Source organism: Salinactinospora qingdaonensis (genome assembly GCF_039539445.1).
GTDB classification, from domain to species: domain Bacteria; phylum Actinomycetota; class Actinomycetes; order Streptosporangiales; family Streptosporangiaceae; genus Salinactinospora; species Salinactinospora qingdaonensis.
The window spans coordinates 1-18,767 of record NZ_BAABDD010000052.1 but is presented as its reverse complement, the minus strand read 5'-3'; the positions used below and the strand labels follow the sequence as shown (position 1 = coordinate 18,767).

Here is an 18,767-nt window from a genome sequence, read left to right as displayed (position 1 = left end):
GCAATGCTGCCTCACCCCAGCCGGGGGCCGTCCCCGTCGCCTGCCACCCGCCCGCAGCCACAGCGCCCCCTTAAGGCTGCTGAGATCGCGAAGCGATCGAGGCACGAGCCAACGGCAAGCCCTCCCATCCCGGGCAAGCGACAGGCCCCACTTACGACCCTCGGCTTGACAAACCCACAGAAACACCCCCACATCCAGCCAGCGGCGAGGCGCACGCGCGGCGCCCTTTCCCTGCGGGAGAGCGGAACCGTCCCTATCCCCCTGCCACGCTCCCCACTCCCACAGCCAGACGCGATCGCGCATGGTGGGACGAAGGCCCCCTCATCGGGGGGCGTTCGTCCCACCGATGAGGGTGGCGCCAGCGTCTAGCGTCAAAAAGGGCCGCACCGTTGCGGTCGACAAGGGCGCGGTGGAGCGCCACTAGGCGAACCGGGGTGTGGCCCGGGGCTCCCGCGAGCGGGTGGCCGTCCCGCAGCGGTGGGGAACACCGCCGCTGCGCCCGGCCCGCGAGAGCCACACGCTCCACCGGCCGCGGCGACACACATGGCGGCGGAGGGACAAGGGTTATGAGTGTTACGGCTGTCGGCTCCTCCTATGAAGCGAGCACCGACCACGGCGGTGGGTGGCCCCCGATGTTCGAGCGCGTGGGGACGGTAGGGCACGACGCGGCGTGCGCCGGTGAACGGTACCCGCTGTCGACACGTGGCCGCCCGAACCTGCCCTGGGAACGCGCCCCCCGGGGGGACCAGTGATGACGCCGCAGTCGATCCTGGCGATGCTGGCGCTGGGAGGTCTGGCCGCCGGGGCGCTGCTGCACCTAGCAGGACTGCCGGGAGCGGGCGACGCGGTGTGGCTGGCCACGACCGTGCTCTGTACAGGGGTGGCGGCCTGGTGGGTTGTCGAGGGGCTGCGCCGCAGACAGTTGGGCACCGACGTGATCGCGCTGCTCGCCCTCGTCGGCACGATCGCGGTCCAAGAGTTCCTGGCGGGGGCCATCATCGCGGTCATGCTCACGGGCGGACGGCTGCTGGAGGATCGGGCGTCCCGACGGGCTCGCCGAGAGCTCGGCGCGCTACTGGCTCGGGCTCCGCGATTTGCCCACCGCGTCGACAGTGGCGAGATCGTCACCGTGCCCGTCGAGGAGGTCGCCGCAGGCGACCTCCTGGCGGTACGCACCGGCGAGATCGTCCCCGTGGACGGGCACGTCGAGAGCGGCACCGCCGTGCTGGACGAGTCAGCCGTAACCGGGGAGCCGCTTCCCGCCGAGCGCCAACCGGGCGAGCTTGCGCGCAGCGGTGTGGTCAACGCGGGCTCACCGTTCCACCTGCGGGCCACCACGGACGCGACCAGCAGCACCTACGGCGCGATCGTGCGGCTCGTGCGCGAGGCCGAGGCCAAAAGCGCGCCGTTCGTGCGGCTCGCCGACCGTTACGCCGCCGTCTTCCTGCCGGTGACGCTGCTGCTGGCGGGAGGCGCCTGGCTGCTGTCGGGCGATCCGGTACGCGCCGTCGCGGTCCTGGTGGTGGCGACCCCGTGCCCGCTCATCCTCGCCGCGCCGATCGCCTTCACCTCCGGGATGTCACGCTGTGCCGGGCGGGGCGTCATCGTCAAGAGCGGCGACGCGATCGAACGGCTCGCCCGAGCCCGAGTGCTGCTGTTCGACAAGACCGGCACGGTGACGACGGGGCACCCCCGGCTCGACCGGGTGCTCACCGCCACGTGGACCCGCTCCGACGAGGTGCTGGGGTGGGCCGCCTCCCTGGACCAGGCGTCCTCCCACGTCCTCGCGGCGGCGATCGTGCGTGCCGCCCGCGAGCGTGACCTACCGCTGCACCTGCCCACCGGCGTGAGCGAAGTGCCCGGTGCGGGGCTGGAAGGCATGGTGGAGGGGCGGTCGGTACGCCTGGGCAAAGCGTCCTGGGTGGCAGCCGACCCGCCGGCGGAGCTGGTGGAGTCGGCCCGCGTCGAGGCCGGCCACAGCGAGGCGGCCACCGTCTTCGTGGGGGTCGACGGCCACCTGGCCGGAATCCTGCTGCTCCGTGATCCGTTGCGCCCCGACGCGCCCCGAACGTTGCGGCTGCTGCGGCGTGCCGGCATCGAGCGGGCGGTGATGGTCACCGGCGACCGCGCCTCGGTCGCGGCGGCGATCGGCGACTATGTGGGCGCCGACGAGGTCCACGCCGAGCAGTCCCCCGAGGGCAAGGTGGCGGTGGCGGAGGCCGCGAGCGCCACCGCGGCGACGGTCATGGTGGGGGACGGCGTCAACGACGCGCCGGCCCTGGCCCGCGCCGGGGTCGGAGTCGCCCTCGGCGCGCGGGGGGCCACGGCCTCGTCCCAGACCGCCGACATCGTGATCACGGTCGACCGGCTGGCACGGCTGGCCGAGACGCTGGCCATCGCCCAGCGGACCCGCACCATCGCCGGCCAAAGCGTAGGCGTGGGGATGGGGCTCTCGCTGGCCGCGATGGTGGTGGCCGCCCTGGGGTACCTCCCTCCGGTGGCGGGGGCGGTCCTCCAGGAGGCCATCGATGTCGCGGTGATCCTCAACGCGCTGCGGACCCTGTTCCCTCGCGGACCAGAGCGAGCCCCGGTGCTGCGCGGCGACGACGCCGAACTGGTGCACCGTCTCGACGAGGAGCACCGCCGACTGTGGCCCCACGTCGACGAACTCGCCCGCACCGCGGAAACACTGCGCGGCGCCCCCGAGGACAGGCTCGCCCCAACGCTGACCGAGCTGAGCACGTTCCTCGCGGAGCTAGCCGAACACGAGCGGGAGGACGAACGGGTGCTCTATCCGGCGGTGGATCGGGCGCTGGGGACGCCGGAGGTCACCGCCACGATGAGTAGGGCCCACGCCGAGATCTCGGCGCTGATCCGGCGCAGCGAGTCGCTGGTCGCCGAACTCCGCGCAGGCGAGGCCGGAGTCGAGACGCGCGAGCGTGCGGCGCAGGCGCTCATCGAACTCCACGCCCTGCTGCGGCTGCACTTCGCCCAAGAGGAAGAGAACTTCCACGTGCTAGCGCCGCAGGTCCAAGAGTAGGGGCGCCCCCGTTCCCGGCCGACCGCGGCGAAACGCCGCACCTCCGGCTGGACGGGGGCCGTGGGCAGCCGGTACTAGGGCTTTCGGCGCCCCGCCGGTGTCGCGCGCAGTGTCGCCAGCCGGTTGTTGTACTCCTCCTCGTCGATGTCGCCTCGGGCGAAGCGTTCCGCCAGCGTCTGCTCGGCGGCACTGCCCGGTGTGGCCTCGCTGCGCTGCTCGCCCTTGGAGCGCTCAGCGAAGAACATCGACCGCAACAGGGCCACAATGGCCACGATCAGCAGTATCCAGAACAGGAACATGGTGACGGCGAGCCAGGCGTTGTTCATCATTCCGTATCCTCCATACATCGGCACTACTCTCCTCTTCCTTGTGCGATAACGGCCACCCCCGTGCCGCTGCCCAACCGCGCCACCGCCATGTACGGCCAAGGGGCGCCGCTGGGAGACGCTGGAGGGTCACGGGGGCTGACTGAGCGGGGCCAGATCGTCCTCGTCGTAGGTGAGGGCGCACCGCACGCGGATGATCCCCTCGAGGCGGCGGATCGCGTGGGTGAGGCGGGGAATGTCGGAGCGGTGGGACACCCTGCCGTCGAGTGTGGCGACGCCACCGTGTACCGCCACCTCGACCTCAGTGAAGCCGAACTCGCCGCGGACCAGCTCGTGCTCCACGGTCTCCTGCAACTGTCGATCGGAGACGAGGTAGACGCCCAGCAGGTCGGAGCGGCTGAGGATACCGATCAGCCGGTGGTGCTCGTCGACCACCGGGAGACGCTTGACGTGGTGGCGGCGCATCCGCTCAGCCGCCTCCCGTGCGCTCTCCTCGGCGGTGACGGTGACAGGGGGCGCTGTCATGAGGTCGCGCGCCAGGTGGGCATCGCTCTTGAGACGTTCGATCCGGCTCTCGTAGCGTTCGAGGAGCTGTCCCTCCTCCGGATCGGGCTCAGCGACCTTCAACAGCAAGTCGGCGGCTGATATCACACCCACCACGCGGTGCTCGGCGTCGACGACGGGGACAGCGCTGATGCCGTTGTTACGCAGGATGACCGCGAGTTCCTTGAACTCGGCGTTGTCGAAGGCGGCGATGACCCGGGAAGTCATCAAGTCAGCGACGGTGGTAATGGCCATTCGCTCCTCCCGGCATCGCCGCCGTTGGTTCCACTGCCCCGCTATCCAACCTGCCCCCCACAGTTGGTGCGCGGCAGTAACAGACGTCCCGAACGGCAGGGCCATTGGTCTCGTCGTGGTCTTTGCGTCGTGGGGTCAGAGGGCACCGGCGTGGCTCTGGGGTCGTTCGCCGCCGAAGCGCCCGACCAATGGCCCTACGGCCCCACCGGGCTCGAGGTGTGGGATGGAGGCAACAAGACCAGCGCGCCGCAGTCCCGCGCCGCTGAGCCGCGCGGGAGCGGTGAGCGCACGCACCCGGGGGCGGACGCGGACAACACATCGGGGAGGGTGAGCGCCATGGAAGCACTGGATGCAGTGATCCCGCTGGACGAGATTTCAGCGGTCATCTTCGACATGGATGGTGTTGTCACCGACACGGCCTTCGTCCACGCGGCGGCGTGGAAACGAACGTTCGACGAGTTCCTGCGTTCCCGCGCCAAAACCACTGGCGGGCGCTTCCGCCCCTTCGAGCTACGCGAGGACTACCTGCGATTTGTCGAGGGCCGGCCGCTGCCCGAAGGCGTGCGCGCCTTCCTGACTTCTCGCGGGATCGCGTTGCCGGAGTCGCCGCCCGAGGTCGACCCCGGCGCGACCACCATCACTTCGCTGGGCGACCGCAAGGACGGCTACTTTCTGGACTACGTCCGCCACTTCGGTGTGGCCTCTTTCCCTTCGACGATGCCTCTCATCCGTGAACTGCGGCGCGGGGGTGCGGCTACCGCCATCGTCTCTACCAGCAGCAACTGTGCCGCGATCCTGTGTGCGGCCGGGGTGGCCCACCTGTTCGACGTCAACGTCGACGGCCGAGAGGCGGTCAAGTTGGGACTGTCGGGGAGCCCTACCCCTGACTTGCTGCTGGAGGCGACACGGCGGCTGGGGGTGGCCCCCACGGTCACCGCGGTGGTGGAGGACGACCCGGCGGGGGTCGAAGCGGGGGCGCGCGGCGGCTTCGGGCTCCTGGTCGGGGTCGACCGCTCCGGCCAAGAGGCGGAGTTGTACCGCCACGGCGCCCACATCGTCGTCTCCGACCTGGCCGAGCTGCGGATCACAGGAACACGCGAACCAACCGTGCGCGGCGGAAACGGACACCACAAGGCGAGTGACTTTTGACCCGGTCGCGTTGGACGATCGGTCCTGCTGTGCGGGCGCGACCTGGGGATGAACTAGGAAGTGGCCCACCAACGGGCCGAATGATTAAGGGGGATATTGCGATGAACAGGCTCGCACACCGTGAACGCCACCTGCCCATCCCCGGATTCGCGGAACTGTTCGAGAACCCCTTCGCAGCGTTTCCGCAGATGGCGGGGATGCGGGTCGAGGACTTTATCCGCGAGGGCCGCTACATAGTCCGCGCCGAGCTCCCCGGCGTCGATCCTGAGAAGGACGTCAACGTGACGGTGTCGCACGGGACGCTCACCATCACAGCAGAACGGGAAGAGGAGACGCGGGAACGGCGGCGCACGGAATTCCACTACGGTTCGTTCAGCCGCACGATCGCGCTGCCCAACGACGCCGACGAGGACGACGTCTCCGCGAACTACAGCAACGGAATCCTCGAAGTCAGCATCGGCCTGGCGGAGGCGGGCAGGGAAGGCCGCCAGATCCCAGTTAGCCGCCCCGGCGAGTAGACGCCGGAAACGGCGCGGGGCGCCCGATGGTGCGGACGCCCCGCAGCCAGCCGCCGCGTTGGGCGGTGGCCCCCCAAAAATGCGAGGAACGTGAGAATGCAGTCGGCCGCTGTTGGAGCAGCCCCCTACGCCGAGGTACATGAGACCCACGCGGGCGTGGTCTTCCTGGTGGGAGAACACGCCTACAAGCTAAAAAAGCCCGAGGATTTCGGCTTCCTGGACTACAGCACCCGCGAACTGCGGCGCGCCGCCTGCCATCGCGAAGTCGAGCTGAACGAGCGGCTGGCACCCGACGTCTACCAAGGGGTCCTCGACGTTGTTGGTCCCGACGCGGTCCCAGTCGACCACCTCGTGGCGATGCGACGCATGCCCGACGAGCGCCGGCTGTCCACCCTGGTGCGCGACGGCGCGGACATCGACGACGAGCTGCGCCGCATCGCCCATCTACTCGCGGCGTTCCATAGCCGCGCCGAACGCGGCCCCGAGATCGCGCGGGAGGGCACGGCCGCCGCGCTGCGGGACCGGTGGATGAGCAGCCTCACCCAGATTCGGCCCTTCCAGGAGCAGGTCCTGGGCGGGGAGACCCCCGAGATCGAGCGCTTGGCGATGCGGTTCATCGACGGGCGCGGCGAACTGTTCGCTTCCCGCATCGCCGACGATCGGATCGTCGACGGCCACGGCGATCTGCTGGCCGGTGACATATTCTGCCTCGACGACGGGCCGCGCGTTCTGGACTGCCTGGAGTTCGACAACCGACTGCGTTGGGTCGACGGGCTGGACGACGCGGCGTTTCTGGCCATGGACCTAGAGCGGCTGGGTGCACCCCAGGCGGCGGCGACGTTCCTACGCGCCTACGCCGACTTCGTCGGTGACCCGGCACCGGCCGCGCTGCACCACCACTACATCGCCTACCGTGCCTTCGTGCGCGCCAAGGTCGCCTGCCTGCGTCAGGCCCAAGGCGACGGCGAGGCGGCGGCCGAGGCGCGCATGCTGGAACGCATCGCCTTGGAGCATCTACACAGGGGGGCGGTGCGGCTGATCATCGTGGGCGGCTCGCCGGCCACCGGTAAGACCACGGTGGCCGAAGCGCTGGCCGACCGGTTGGGCATGACGCTCCTGAGCAGCGACCGGGTCCGCAAGGAGCGGGCCGGCTTGGGGCACTGGCAATCGGCCGCCGCCGGGTACAAAGAGGGCATCTACACCGAAGAGGCGAGCCGCGCAGTCTACGGGGAACTGCTACGTCGCGCCCAGGAACTGCTCAGCCGGGGCGAGTCGGTGATCGTGGACGCCTCGTGGTCGGACGCGCTGTTTCGAAGCCATGCCGAAGGGCTGGCCGCGACCACACTGGCCGACTTTGTGGAGCTGCGGTGCACCGCTCCCGAAGAGGTCGTGGCACAGCGACTGGCCCACCGCGCAACGGCAGGGAGCGTCTCCGACGCCGACGCGACGATCGCGCGCTCCATGGCCGCGGCCTTCCACCCGTGGCCGAAAGCGACCCCGCTCGACACTTCCCGGCCGATGCGTGACGTCCTCACCGACGCGCTGGCCTTGGCCGCCCCGCGCCCAGCGGTGGAACCGTGGCACCCCCACCGGCCGGTGATGACGGCGGACTGACCGTAGGGCCGGCGCGCCGCCCAGCCATGCGAGCAGGCCGCCGTAGCAGACCCAGGGTGAGAAACGGCGGGCCGCCGGATCACGCCACAGGGCGGCTTCCCCGCGGAGAGCACGTGAAAAGTCCTCCGACGGCCAGTTCCACGGGCCCCACGGCCCCACCGCCCCACGCTGGGGCCTGCGACGCGGCGTGGGCCAAGGCTGAGGGGGTTGCGTGGTGTTTCCCTCGGCCTCGCCCCCGACCGCTGCGCGATCTCGGCAGCCCAAAGGGGGCTGTGCCTGAGGTGGGGGCCGCACCCCAGCGTCCCTTGGAGCGCCCCCGCCACAGCACGGCCACACCTCGAACGCTCACGCCCGCCCTCCCAACATCCGACGTGACACCCCATAGCGGCCCCACCAGGGACGAAACGGCGTGCTGGCCGCTGGCGGCTGTGCGCCAGGGCCGGCTCGCCACGAGCAGCGGGGGCGGGCGGAGAGTTCCGAGAACGGTGGCCGCGCCACCTCCTGGCAACTCCCGGCGAACCGCATCAGGCGGCCCTCCCCGCCACCACCCGTCACCGGACGCCCTCCCGCGACGATGGTCCGCGCTTCGCCCGTCCGGCCGGGTGGAACCGGCGCAGGGCCGTTGCGGGACCTCCGTCACCGGTGAGGCGATCATTCGCCCCTAACGCAAGGGGACAGCCATCGGATGTGCTGGAAGGTGAAAACGACCGATAGGCCGGCTCGCTCTGGGGCCGACCGGCGTGGAAAGGCTCTCCTGTGGAGAATGAGACATCCCAGCAGCGGCACGTGGTCGTCGGTTTCAACGGTTCGGTGGCGGCCGTGGCCGCTTTGGCGTGGGCGGCGCGAGAGGCACGGTTGCGCGAGTGCGAGTTGTGGGCGATCCGGGTGATCGACGGCGGGCACAACATGCGCGCCCCCTACGCCGGGGCCGACCCCTCCGAGGCGGAGCGGCGCGCCGAGGACGCGCGCGAATTGCGCCGGGCGGTGGCCGACGTCCAGCAGGTGTGGGAGCGCACGCTGCCGCTCGTGGCCGAGGACGACCTGCCAGCGCGGGCGCTCCTCACCGCGGCCGAGAACGCCGATCTGCTGGTGCTAGGCACACCCGAACACGACTCGCTGATGGTGCCCACCCTGGGCTCCACCGCCATAGCCTGCGTACGGGCCGCGCCGTGCCCGGTGGTGATCGTGACAGGGACCTCGCGCGGCGCGTTCGCCAGCTCCGCCGAGCTCGCCGGAGCTACGAAGGAGTGGAGCTGACAGATGGTGCCGATTCATGACAACCGCTCGAAGACCGACGAGGCGCCGGTGCGCGCCGCCTTACGCGCCGGTGAGCGCGCGCCGTCGGTGTGCAACACCCGCCCGTGGGCGCTCACCCACAGCGGTAGCCGCATCGCGGTGAGCGTCGACGTCGACCGGCGACTGGAAGTGAGTGACCCCAAAGCGCGGGAACTCGTGATCAGTTGCGGTGCGGCGCTGTACAACATTCGGACGGCGCTGCGCGCTCACGGCGTACTGCCCAAGATCAACATCTTGCCTGACCCCGAGCGTCCTGGCCTGCTCGCTGAGATCGACACCACCCACTCCGTTGAGCCGAGCAATCTGGACCTCCTGCTCTATCCCTCAATCGGTAAACGGCGCACCCATCGCGGCCCGTTCACGGCCGACGTCGACGACGTGCGGCTGGTGCGTGCGCTGAGCACCGCCGCCGCCACCGAGGGTGCTGCGCTGCGGCTGATCACCGACAAGGGGCTCGTGCAGTCACTGGCCGGGCTCGTCGCCGCCGCCGAGCATGTGCAACGCCACGAACGCAGCCACGCCGAGGAGTTGGCTCGCTGGGTGCGCTCCCCCGGAAGCCGACGCCCCGACGGGATTCACGCCGAGGACTTCCCGCCCGAGGAGCGGGTCACCGATGCCGAGTTCCCCGAACGCGACTACGGGCAGAACCGCATCCCCGGCATGCTCGACGTGCACGGAGAGGTGACGGGCACGATTGCGCTGCTCACAACGGTGGCCGACACCCGCTCCAGTCACCTCGCGGCGGGGCAGGCGCTCCAGCGGCTGCTGTTGACGGCAACGGCCGAGGGGGTCTCAGCGGCGTTCCACACCCAGCCCTTGGAGGAGCCGCTGCTACGCGCGTTCATCACCGAACGCCTCTGCGAGGGAGCACACGCGCAGATGATCCTGCGGTTGGGACGGGAGCACCAGCGCACCCCCAACGGGGGTGGACCGATAAGTCCGCTGACGGCCGGGAGCTGACGCCGCGCGGCACCCCCATGTCGCCACTGCCCGCCAAACCAGCCAACTAACAATATTTTCGCAGGTCTGAGCCGAGATCCTACAATCGGAGGTCAGGCAGGGACCCGCTGTGTGGCACCACACGAGCATCCCGGAGTGGGGGATATGGCTGACCACATGCCCGACATCGAAGGGGAAAACCTTCTCCTCCCCCAGATGCGGCTCGACGAGTTACTGGCGGAACTACAGTCGCGCGTCAACGCGGTCATGCTGACCCGCGACCGCGTGCACTCCCTACTGAACGCGGTCGTCATGGTCGGTAGTGGGTTGGATCTGGAGACCATGCTGCGCCGCATCGTCGAGGCCGCCATGGACCTGGTCGACGCGCGTTACGGAGCGCTCGGGGTCGTGGGCCAGGACGGCAAACTGGAGCAGTTCATCCCGGTGGGGGTGAGCGAGGCCGAGATCGCCGCCATCGACCACTGGCCCGAAGGCGAGGGGCTGCTCGGGCTGCTGATCAAAGAGCCGCGACCGCTGCGGCTCAGCGACCTCACCGAGCACCCCGAGTCGCGAGGCTTCCCCGTGGGGCATCCCCCGATGCGGGGCTTCCTCGGCGTCCCGCTGCGGGTGCGCGACGAGGTGTTCGGCAACCTCTACCTAACGGAGAAGGCCAACGGCGGAGACTTCGACGAGGACGACGAGGCGATCCTGACCGCGCTGGCCACCGCGGCGGGTGTGGCCATCGACAACGCCCGCCTTTACGAGGATACCCGTCGGCGGGAAGTGTGGCTCGACGCCTCCGACGAGGTCACCACGCGGCTACTCAGCGGCGCCGACACCGATAGCGTGCTGCACCTGATCGCGCGGCGGGCGCGGCGCATGGCCCCCGCCGACCTGGTGGCCATCGCGCTGCCCGACCGTAGCGGCACCCAGTTGACTGTCCACATCGCCGATGGCCCACAGGCCGGCAGCGTAGCGGGGCGCACCGTCGACATGGAGGGCACCCTCACCGGCCGAACCTTCCGCAGCGGCGAACCGGTGATCATCGACATCATCCACTCCGCGTCCGAACCCGCTCCCCTGCTGCACGGGATGGGGCTGGGTCCAGCGCTGCTGGTGCCGTTGGGCGGCTCCGACAACAGCCGCGGCGTGCTCGTACTGGGCAGAGCCGATGGGGCGGTACCGTTCACCGGCTCGACGGTGCGCATGCTGCACGCTTTCGCCGGCCATGCCGCCGTGGTCCTGGAGTTGGCCGAAGCCCGCAGCGAAGCCGAGCGGCTGAGCATCCTGGAGGACCGCGACCGGATCGCCAAAGACCTGCACGACGTCATCATCCAACGGCTGTTCGCCATCGCGATGTCGCTGATGAGCTCCACCCGCCGCATCGACAACCCCGCCATCGCGCAGCGGGTACAGCAGGCCGTCGACGACCTCGACGACACGATCCGCCAGATCCGCTCCACGATCTTCGCGCTGCAAAACGTCGGCGGTGAGGAGCGCCCCTGGCTGCGCAAGCAGATCCTCGACATCGTCAACGGGGCCAGCGAGTCGTTGGGTTACGCCCCCAACTTGCGCTTGGAAGGGCCGATCGACAGCAGAATCCCCGAACAGATCTCGGAGCACGTCCTCGCCGTGCTTCAGGAGGCGTTGTCCAACATCGCCCGGCACGCCCATGCCACCCGCGCCGAGATTCGGGTGGAGGTCAACGATGCGGTGACCGTGGAGGTCGCCGACGACGGGGTCGGCGTGCCCGAGCAGGGCCGCCGCAGCGGACTGCGTAACCTGGCCGGACGCGCCACGGGCCTGGGGGGCACGTTCCAGATCGAGCCCCGGCCCGAGGGCGGGACGAGACTGTACTGGAGCGTCCCGCTGCACGAGGATCAGCTCGTTTGACCGTTGCCCCGCGGGGCAAGCATCCGCGGGGGCGCCGCGTGGGTTTGGGGTGAGGAGGACGCGTGGTGTTTCCCTCCGCTCGTGCCTCGATCGCTGCGCGATCTCGGGAGCCTAGGGTGGGGCTGTGGCTAGGGTGGAGCGGACACCGCGGCCGATGGACTGTGGCCGGGGTGGGTGCCGTGACGCAACATCTTCTGGGGCGCCACCTGCCACGGGGCGATCGCGCCCGGGAGGGGCACGCTCCCCTGCCACCCTCACCCGAAAGCTCGCCGCCCACCGCTCTATCCCGCCCTACAGCAACACCCCCACTACAGCAACCCCCAAGCCAGAGCAACATCCCGTGCTGGAGTGGCGTTCCTTCTCCCGTGGCCACCCGCGTCGTTTCCTCTCGCCTCGGCCACGACACCCCCTTTTAGGCTGCCAAGATCGCAAAGCGATCACGACATGAGCGAAGACCACCTCCCGCCCCGTCTGACGAAAAACGTAGAGTCCCCTTACTCCGAGGGCGGCTCGGCCTCGTGGGCGGACTCGACGTCGGCGCGGGTCACCATCACGGGCACCGCGGCGTGGTGCAGCACCGCCTGACTCACCGAGCCGAGCAGCAGGCCACGGAAACCACCCCGACCGCGCGAGCCCACCACGATCAGGTCGGCGGTGTGGCTCTCGGTCAGCAGCGCCTGCGCCGGATGCTCCTCCACCATGACGACGTGGACGGGCACCGATCGGGTGGCCTCCGAACGCGCTTCCTCGACGATGGTGTGAACGTACTTGGTGGCGCGCGCCACGAGGCTCTCCCGGTCGACCGTGTACTCCACGGCGGCCAGTTCCATCGGGTCGAACGGCACGGCCGGCTGCCACGCCCGCAGGGCGGTGAGGTCGGCGTCGCGCAGGGCTGCCTCTTCGAGCGCGAACCGCAGCGCGGTCGCCGAGGCGGCGGAGCCGTCGACACCCACCACCACGCGCCCGCGCGGCTGGTGCAGGGTGGTGCTGTCGGGCGGCACCACAACCACCGGGCAGGCGGCGTGGGAGGCGAGACGCACGCTCACCGACCCCAAAAACAGCGACGCCGCACCGCCGTGTCCACGCGAGCCGACGACGACGAGATCGGCGTGCTTGGCCGCGGCGAGCATCGCCGGCGCCGGCTCGATCTCGGAGAGCTGAGTGTGCACGGAAAGGTGCGGATGGGCGGTTTTCACGTGCTCGACGGCGCTGTTGAGCAGAGTCGAGGCGCGGTCGGCGACTTCCGGGGTGGGCGTCACCCGCGTCGGGTGTCCGAAGGGTGTGGCGATCAGCGGCATGCTCATGGCGTACAGCACCGTCAGTCCGACACCACGGTGGACGGCTGCCTGGGCCGCCCAGTCGAGCGCGGCACGGCTCGGCTCTGATCCGTCGACCCCGACAACGACGCCGTGGGATTCGGCGGGCTGCGCATGGGACTCGTTACCGGCGACGCTCACGTGGATTCTCCCTCAATGTGGGTGGTGGGACCCATTCTGGCGCAGTGCGGCTGCATCGCGCAGCGGCGGGTACTTATCGGCGGGAGGTCGGCGGTGGCATCACCGGGAGACCGGTTGTGTCGCCACGCGGTGCGGCACATCCGGCCGGCGGTGCTACCGATAGCCGCCCGTGGGAAGGCGGCCATCTAGGATCGGCCAGTGGGGCGTGCGGTGGAGCGTGGGGCGGTGTCGTCGGCCGCCGACACGTTCGTGGCGCCCCGGATGCGTTGCTGTTGTGCCCCGATCTCGCTTGCGGCCAGCCTCAGGCACACCCGGTTACGCACCTTGTCCACGGCGGTCGAGACCGAATCGGCGTCGGCGCTAGCACGTAACGGGCCGTTAAACGTTTTGACCAGTGCCTCGACGCGGATAAGGTCGCCATAGCCGGGTACCGTTCTGCGTCGAACGGCCACGCACACGGCGTGCACGGGTGAGGAAGCGTAACGGTCGAGTCCGGTGAATCGGTCTGCGACATGGGCGGTGACGGTCGCGTCGACGCCTGCGAAGCAGGTGACGGCGACGCGCGGGTCCCGCCAGGCACGCTTGCCGATCATGCCTGCCCCCTTTCGCCCCAGCGCCGCGGCCGGAATCGGCCACAGCCACAGTCTCCTTGCTCCCGTATCTGCACGTTAGCGCCCTCCTGCCCGCAATCCGGGGCTGTTAGTCCCTTTCTTGCCTGTCCAGATTGAGGACCTCGGCCCCGGGGCTTAGGCCCCAAAGCCTCATGACCAGGGGCGAGCGCGGGAAGGAGGATCTAGAGGCGGCGTGGGCGATGTACGTGCGGAACAAGCACAGGGGGGATGACCATGGAGCGCACTCGTGAGGAGGGCCAGGCCAAGGGCGACATCGGCCGCCGGGTGGAGCAGCGCCGCCTGGAGTTGCAGCTCAGCCGCGAAGAGTTGGCCGAACAGGCCGGGATGGCCCCCGGCTACGTGGCCTACCTGGAGGAGCACCCGCCGCTGCTGAGTCGGTGGGCGCTGTACCGTCTCGCTGCGGCGCTGCGTACCTCTCCCGACCAACTGCTGGGCGCCGAAACCGAGGCCCCGGCCGGGAGCGCGGCCACGGCTGTTCCCTCTCCGGAGTTGCTCACTCTGACCTCCCAGCAGTGCCTGGACTTGATCGCTCCCGGCGGCGTGGGGCGCGTGGCGTTCGTGATCGAGGGGGAGAGCGCACCGACCGTGCTTCCGGTCAACTACGTGGTGCGCGAGGCGGCGATCGTGTTCCGCACCGCCGCCCACGGAGTGATCGCCAAACACGCCCCCGGCCCCGTGAGTTTCCAGGTGGATCGGCTCGACGGGGCGATGAGCGAAGGGTGGAGCGTGCTGGTGGCCGGGCACGCCCAGCGCGTCGAGGAGGCCTCCGAAACCGCCGCGCTGCGCGGGGTGGCGCCGGTGCGGCCGTGGGCCGGCGGCGAACGCGACACCTACATGCGGATCACTCCCGTCGAGTTGAGCGGGCGCCGCATCCGCAACCGGGGCCATCCCCACGAGGCGCCCCCGCCGTCGGGCTGACCAGGCCAGGGCAACGACCGCTCCACAGCCGTGGCTGTGGAGCGGTCGTTGCCGCCGGTTGGGCTCTCAGCGGGGTTCGCCGGCGGCCACGTCGCGGGTGTTGGGTGCGGCGAACGGGTCGGTGTCTAGCCCCCACCCGAGAACTCAAGGAACACGCCGGGGGTGAATCCGGATGAGGGGTGGCCCGGTGTCGTCAGCGGGCAGCGCTTCGGCCCGGCCGCGGATCTCGACGCCGCGGGGACGCCAGGGGTCGACCGAGGCCAGGTCGTCGACCACGAAGGCCACTCGGCTGTCGCGGGTAACGTTACGGAATTTGCGCGAACGCGCGAGGTGGTAACCCCCCACGTCGATCGTGGCGCGTTCGGTGTTGACGGTGAAGCCCACGGGGCGCGCCTGCGGAGAACCGTCGGGCTCCAAAGTGACGAGCCGGCCCAGCCACTGCTGAGCCAGGTAGGCGTGTTCGGCCTCGGTGAAGACGGTGGTGATGCTCATGAGGACTCCTCGAAAACGGGCAACTGGCGCAGCCGGTCGATGTCGTCCTCAGACAAGACGATGCCGAATACCTCCCGCAGCACCCCCGGCAGGGCACAGCGGTCGATGCGGCGCGGCGGGGCGGGGCCCTCCGGGCCGGCCAAGGTGAGCCGGTCGTCATGCAGCCGGTGCTGGCCGACCGGTGTGGGCCGTATGACGACCGGGCGCTCCACGAACGGCGAGTTGGGATGGGTCGCGGTGTAGTGGTTGGCCACCTCGTAGTCGCTGGGGCGCTGGGGCTCCAGGGTGAAGGCGTGCAGCGCAGAGGAGGGGGCGTCGTCTCTTTGAGTGGAGAGAGTCCACAACGAACCGGAGCGGTCGATCCGGTAGCTCGCCCCGGCCTGGTGCAGGATGGCGCCTTCAGCCAGGCGGATCGGTGCCAGCGTGCTGGCGCCGAAGCCAACATCGGACAGCCATGCGCCGCTCTCAGTGTAGACGACCGCGGTCATGTGGGTGCGGATAGCCGCGCGCTGGTCCTCGGCGTCGGGGAAGACGCGCGCCAGCAGCCGCGCCACGGTGAACCCGAGCCGTTCGAGGGCCGCGGTGAACAGCAGCATGTGCTCGAAGCAGTACCCGCCGCGGCGCCGAGCGACGAGCTTGGCCACGATGTCGGGCAGGTGCAGCGAGACGCCATGTCCCAGGACGACGTCGAGGTTCTCGAACGGGATCGTGCTCGCGTGGGCCTCGTGGAGCCGCGCGAGCGTGGTGTCGTCGGGTGGCAGTGAGCCGGCAACGCCGATCCGCGCGAGGTAGGCGTCGAGGTCGAGTTCATCCGTCTGCCACAGGTCAGGGCTCATGTCGCGGCCTCCGGTGCCGCGAGAAAGAAAGGTATGGCATCGGGGCCGGCGATGCTGGAGTGGACAACGGTATCCCTGCGGGTCATGGCGTTCCTCTCCTGTGATGACGGCAGTTGGTCACATCGCGCGACGCAGTTTTACTACACATACTGTGTAGCACATTAATGCACATGCTGTGTAGTAAAGTCGGGGGATTCCGGGAGAGGGGAGGTTTCTGTGACGCGGGAACGCCATCCGACGAACGCCCGCCGCAGCCGGACCCGCACCGCTCTGCTGGCGGCGACGCGCGGCTTGCTGGAGGAACGCGGGTTTGAAGCGCTGACCATGTCGGCGGTGGCCGAACGGGCCGGAGTCACCCGCCGCTCGGTCTACTTGCACTTCGCCTCGCGGGCCGAACTCATGGGCGCGCTGTTCGACCACGTGGCCGAGACCGAGGGGCTGGCCGAGTCGCTGTCCGAGGTCTGGCAGGCACCCGACGCTCCCAGCGCTTTGGAGGCATGGGCGCGCCACCTCGCGCGCTACCACACCCGAGTGCTAGCGGTCGACCGTGCGGTGACCCGTGTCGAGAGCAACGATCCCGATGTCGCCGCCCACCGGCAGCGGGCCACCGCGGCCAAACACGCCAACTGTCGGCGACTGGCTGAATGGCTCGACGCCGAGGGCCACCTCGCCGGGCCCTGGACCGTGGCCACGGCCACAGACATGATCTGCGCCCTGTCCACCTCTGACGTCGTCGAGGTGCTGACCGTCGAGCGCGAGTGGTCGCGCTATAGCTTCGCCTGCCATCTCGGCGAGGTACTGCGCGCGACCTTCGCGGGTGGTCAGCCGCCGGCGCTGAGCGCCGGCGGCTGACCACCTCAACCGGCGGTGTCGCCGGTGCTGTCCTCGGGAGGTTGAGGGTGGCGGCGCAACTGGAGGACGGCCGCGATCAGCCCTCCCCACACGATGGCGATAGCGATGAGCATCATCGCGATGGCACCGGCTGACATCAGCGACTCCTTTCCGGCGTCGTCTCGGCGTACGAAGCGCTCCCCACCACGGTGGCGCTTCGCCACGGGATCAACGAGAGCGCGACGGCGATCACGATCACGCCGAGGGCCATCCCCCACCCCGCGTAGCCGAGGAACCATGTCGGGTACCCCTCGTAGTTCTGCGTGAACTCGGCCCGGAGGCTGTCCCACATCATCCAGCCCAAGACGAGGGGGGTGATCACGCCCAGGGAGAGCACCCACCACCAACCCAGGCGCACCGCCGAGGTCGCGTCGGCGTGGGTGCGCAGCGTGGGCAGCGCGCGCACGAGCCACGCCACGGTGATCACGGCCACCAGGCCGGCTAGAGCCACGCCGTAGCCGTTGATGAAGTGGTCCACGGTGTCGAGCAGGTAGAGCCCGCCATCGGTGGGAAACAGCGCGATCGAGGCCAGTGCTGTGGCCCCACCCACGAGCAGTACGGCCGGCACCCGGCCCAGGCCCGTACGGTCACGTACGGAGGCGACCACGACCTGCACGATGCTGATCAGCGAGGAGAGGCCGGCGATGACCAGCGAGGTGAAGAACAGCACGCCGAACAGGGTGGCCCCGAAGGGCATGGTGGAGATGATCTGGGGGAACGCGACGAAGGCCAGCCCGATGCCGTCGGTGACGATCTCACTGACGGGGACCCCACTGGCCGTGGCCATGAACCCTAGGGTCGCGAACACGCCGATGCCGGCCAGCAGCTCGAACGAACTGTTGGCGAACCCCGCGACCAGGGCCGAACCGGTGAGGTCGGAGCGGCGGCGCAGGTAGGAGGCGTACGTGATCATGATGCCGAAGCCCACCGACAGCGAGAAGAAGATCTGCCCGTAGGCCGCGACCCAGACACTGCCGTCGAGAATGGCCGACCAGTCGGGAGAGAACAGCGCGTTGAGACCGACCTCGGCGCCGTCGAGGAACAGGGCACGCGCAACGAGGACGCCGAACAAGACAACGAGCAGGGGGATGAAGATCTTGTTGGCCCACTCGATACCGCGCCGCACTCCCATAGCGAGCACGATGAGAACGACCGCCCAGATCGCGATCAGCGGCAGCGCCACGCCGGGAACGTAGGAGGAGACGGCTCCCGGCGCGTCGGCGACGCCGAGGAAATCGCCGAACAGGAACGCCTCCGGATCGTCGCCCCACTGCTGGCCGATGGAGAAACCGGCGAAGCGCACGGCCCAGGCGATGACGACCGCATAGTAGACGGCGATGACGAAGCAGATCCCCACTTGCCACCAACCGATGGCCTCAGCCGGCCGCGACAGTCGGCGAAACGCCGCCGGCGGCGAGCCCCGGAACCGGTGTCCGAGCGTGTACTCCAGGATGAGCAGCGGGATACCGGCGGTGAGCAGGGCCACGAGGTAGGGCACGAGGAATGCGCCGCCGCCGCTGTCGTAAGCCACATAGGGGAAGCGCCATATATTTCCCAAGCCGACAGCAGATCCGATCGCCGCCAGCAGGAACCCGGCACGAGTTCCCCATTGCTCGCGGTGCTGCGACATGGCCAGAACTCCTTAGACCTTGTGGATCTCTTGCGCGGCGACGCTAGCACCATTTTGTCTGGAAAGTGGATTTCGTCTGCCCTATAGGAGGGCCGTCGGGTGATCGGTTCCGGCGCCGCCTGCACACGAGAAGCGCCACATCACAGCGCCTCCGCTTCCATCGCTCTACCCAACCAGTGAAATTCCGTATTGCTCCCAAGATAACCAACCAGTAACATTTGGCTACCGGAATGCGCTTTCCGGGGTATGTGTCCACACTCCAACGCCTACGGAGGAATCCCCCATGCATACCCTCCTGCGGCCACCGCGGATCGTGACCGCGGTCGTAGCGGCTTTGG

Annotated in this window: 18 protein-coding genes; 10 read left to right on the top strand and 8 right to left on the bottom strand. The window is 69.5% G+C overall.

The window, feature by feature from the left end; all coding sequences use genetic code 11:
* Positions 1-566 precede the first annotated feature (566 nt).
* Together ABD848_RS24465 and ABD848_RS24460 are read left to right on the top strand one after the other, a co-directional pair.
* Positions 567-752, top strand: coding sequence for a hypothetical protein (locus tag ABD848_RS24465; protein ID WP_344977428.1), 186 nt, complete (start codon positions 567-569; stop codon positions 750-752).
* The gene (locus ABD848_RS24460; protein ID WP_344977425.1) at positions 752-3,040 is read left to right on the top strand and encodes a heavy metal translocating P-type ATPase; all 2,289 of its coding nucleotides are present in this window, start codon (positions 752-754) and stop codon (positions 3,038-3,040) included. Before ABD848_RS24465 ends, ABD848_RS24460 begins: the two co-directional genes overlap by 1 nt.
* 74 nt (positions 3,041-3,114) lie before the next feature.
* Here the strand turns inward: ABD848_RS24460 and ABD848_RS24455 are convergent, their stop codons facing one another.
* Together ABD848_RS24455 and ABD848_RS24450 are read right to left on the bottom strand one after the other, a co-directional pair.
* A complete protein-coding gene (locus ABD848_RS24455) occupies positions 3,115-3,369 on the bottom strand; it encodes an SHOCT domain-containing protein (RefSeq protein ID WP_344977422.1) in 255 nt (84 codons plus the stop codon).
* Positions 3,370-3,495: 126 nt separating this feature from the next.
* The gene (locus ABD848_RS24450; RefSeq protein WP_344977419.1) at positions 3,496-4,164 is read right to left on the bottom strand and encodes a CBS domain-containing protein; all 669 of its coding nucleotides are present in this window, start codon (positions 4,162-4,164) and stop codon (positions 3,496-3,498) included.
* A 336-nt stretch (positions 4,165-4,500) separates the two neighbouring features.
* On the opposite strand from ABD848_RS24450, the gene ABD848_RS24445 reads away from it, so the two are divergent.
* From ABD848_RS24445 to ABD848_RS24420, 6 genes are all read left to right on the top strand, one after another.
* Positions 4,501-5,313, top strand: a complete 813-nt coding sequence (locus ABD848_RS24445; RefSeq protein WP_344977415.1) for an HAD family hydrolase — start codon at positions 4,501-4,503, stop codon at positions 5,311-5,313.
* Positions 5,314-5,414: 101 nt separating this feature from the next.
* A complete protein-coding gene (locus ABD848_RS24440; protein ID WP_344977412.1) occupies positions 5,415-5,831 on the top strand; it encodes an Hsp20/alpha crystallin family protein in 417 nt (138 codons plus the stop codon).
* Positions 5,832-5,927: 96 nt separating this feature from the next.
* Complete coding sequence (locus ABD848_RS24435) at positions 5,928-7,445, top strand: bifunctional aminoglycoside phosphotransferase/ATP-binding protein (protein WP_344977409.1); 1,518 nt, start codon at positions 5,928-5,930, stop codon at positions 7,443-7,445.
* Between the two features lie 756 nt (positions 7,446-8,201).
* Entirely contained in the window at positions 8,202-8,702 is a 501-nt protein-coding gene (locus ABD848_RS24430) for a universal stress protein (protein ID WP_344977406.1), read from the top strand.
* Positions 8,703-8,705: 3 nt separating this feature from the next.
* The gene (locus tag ABD848_RS24425) at positions 8,706-9,701 is read left to right on the top strand and encodes an Acg family FMN-binding oxidoreductase (protein WP_344977403.1); all 996 of its coding nucleotides are present in this window, start codon (positions 8,706-8,708) and stop codon (positions 9,699-9,701) included.
* A 144-nt stretch (positions 9,702-9,845) separates the two neighbouring features.
* Positions 9,846-11,573 carry a sensor histidine kinase gene (locus tag ABD848_RS24420; RefSeq protein ID WP_344977400.1) on the top strand — a complete coding sequence of 576 codons (1,728 nt, stop codon included), beginning with the start codon at positions 9,846-9,848 and terminating at the stop codon, positions 11,571-11,573.
* Positions 11,574-12,067: 494 nt separating this feature from the next.
* Here the strand turns inward: ABD848_RS24420 and ABD848_RS24415 are convergent, their stop codons facing one another.
* Together ABD848_RS24415 and ABD848_RS24410 are read right to left on the bottom strand one after the other, a co-directional pair.
* Positions 12,068-13,030 (bottom strand): universal stress protein, encoded by a 963-nt coding sequence (locus ABD848_RS24415; RefSeq protein WP_344977397.1) that lies wholly within the window; start codon positions 13,028-13,030, stop codon positions 12,068-12,070.
* A 185-nt stretch (positions 13,031-13,215) separates the two neighbouring features.
* The gene (locus ABD848_RS24410; protein ID WP_344977394.1) at positions 13,216-13,623 is read right to left on the bottom strand and encodes a hypothetical protein; all 408 of its coding nucleotides are present in this window, start codon (positions 13,621-13,623) and stop codon (positions 13,216-13,218) included.
* 252 nt (positions 13,624-13,875) lie between these two features.
* Between ABD848_RS24410 and ABD848_RS24405 the strand changes: the two genes are divergently transcribed.
* On the top strand, positions 13,876-14,580 hold the full coding sequence (locus ABD848_RS24405; protein ID WP_344977391.1) for a helix-turn-helix domain-containing protein: 705 nt from the start codon (positions 13,876-13,878) through the stop codon (positions 14,578-14,580).
* A gap of 144 nt (positions 14,581-14,724) precedes the next feature.
* On the opposite strand, the gene ABD848_RS24400 is transcribed toward ABD848_RS24405, so the two are convergent.
* Together ABD848_RS24400 and ABD848_RS24395 are read right to left on the bottom strand one after the other, a co-directional pair.
* Positions 14,725-15,072, bottom strand: a complete 348-nt coding sequence (locus ABD848_RS24400) for a PPOX class F420-dependent oxidoreductase (protein ID WP_344977388.1) — start codon at positions 15,070-15,072, stop codon at positions 14,725-14,727.
* Complete coding sequence (locus ABD848_RS24395) at positions 15,069-15,908, bottom strand: arylamine N-acetyltransferase family protein (protein WP_344977385.1); 840 nt, start codon at positions 15,906-15,908, stop codon at positions 15,069-15,071. The genes ABD848_RS24400 and ABD848_RS24395 overlap by 4 nt, the downstream gene beginning before the upstream one ends.
* Positions 15,909-16,124: 216 nt before the next feature.
* Here ABD848_RS24395 and ABD848_RS24390 point away from each other — a divergent pair, with 216 nt between their 5' ends.
* Complete coding sequence (locus ABD848_RS24390; protein WP_344977382.1) at positions 16,125-16,760, top strand: TetR/AcrR family transcriptional regulator; 636 nt, start codon at positions 16,125-16,127, stop codon at positions 16,758-16,760.
* Between the two features lie 5 nt (positions 16,761-16,765).
* On the opposite strand, the gene ABD848_RS24385 is transcribed toward ABD848_RS24390, so the two are convergent.
* Together ABD848_RS24385 and ABD848_RS24380 are read right to left on the bottom strand one after the other, a co-directional pair.
* The gene (locus ABD848_RS24385) at positions 16,766-16,897 is read right to left on the bottom strand and encodes a methionine/alanine import family NSS transporter small subunit (RefSeq protein WP_344977379.1); all 132 of its coding nucleotides are present in this window, start codon (positions 16,895-16,897) and stop codon (positions 16,766-16,768) included.
* On the bottom strand, positions 16,897-18,429 hold the full coding sequence (locus tag ABD848_RS24380; RefSeq protein WP_344977376.1) for a sodium-dependent transporter: 1,533 nt from the start codon (positions 18,427-18,429) through the stop codon (positions 16,897-16,899). Before ABD848_RS24380 ends, ABD848_RS24385 begins: the two co-directional genes overlap by 1 nt.
* Positions 18,430-18,767: the final 338 nt, after the last annotated feature.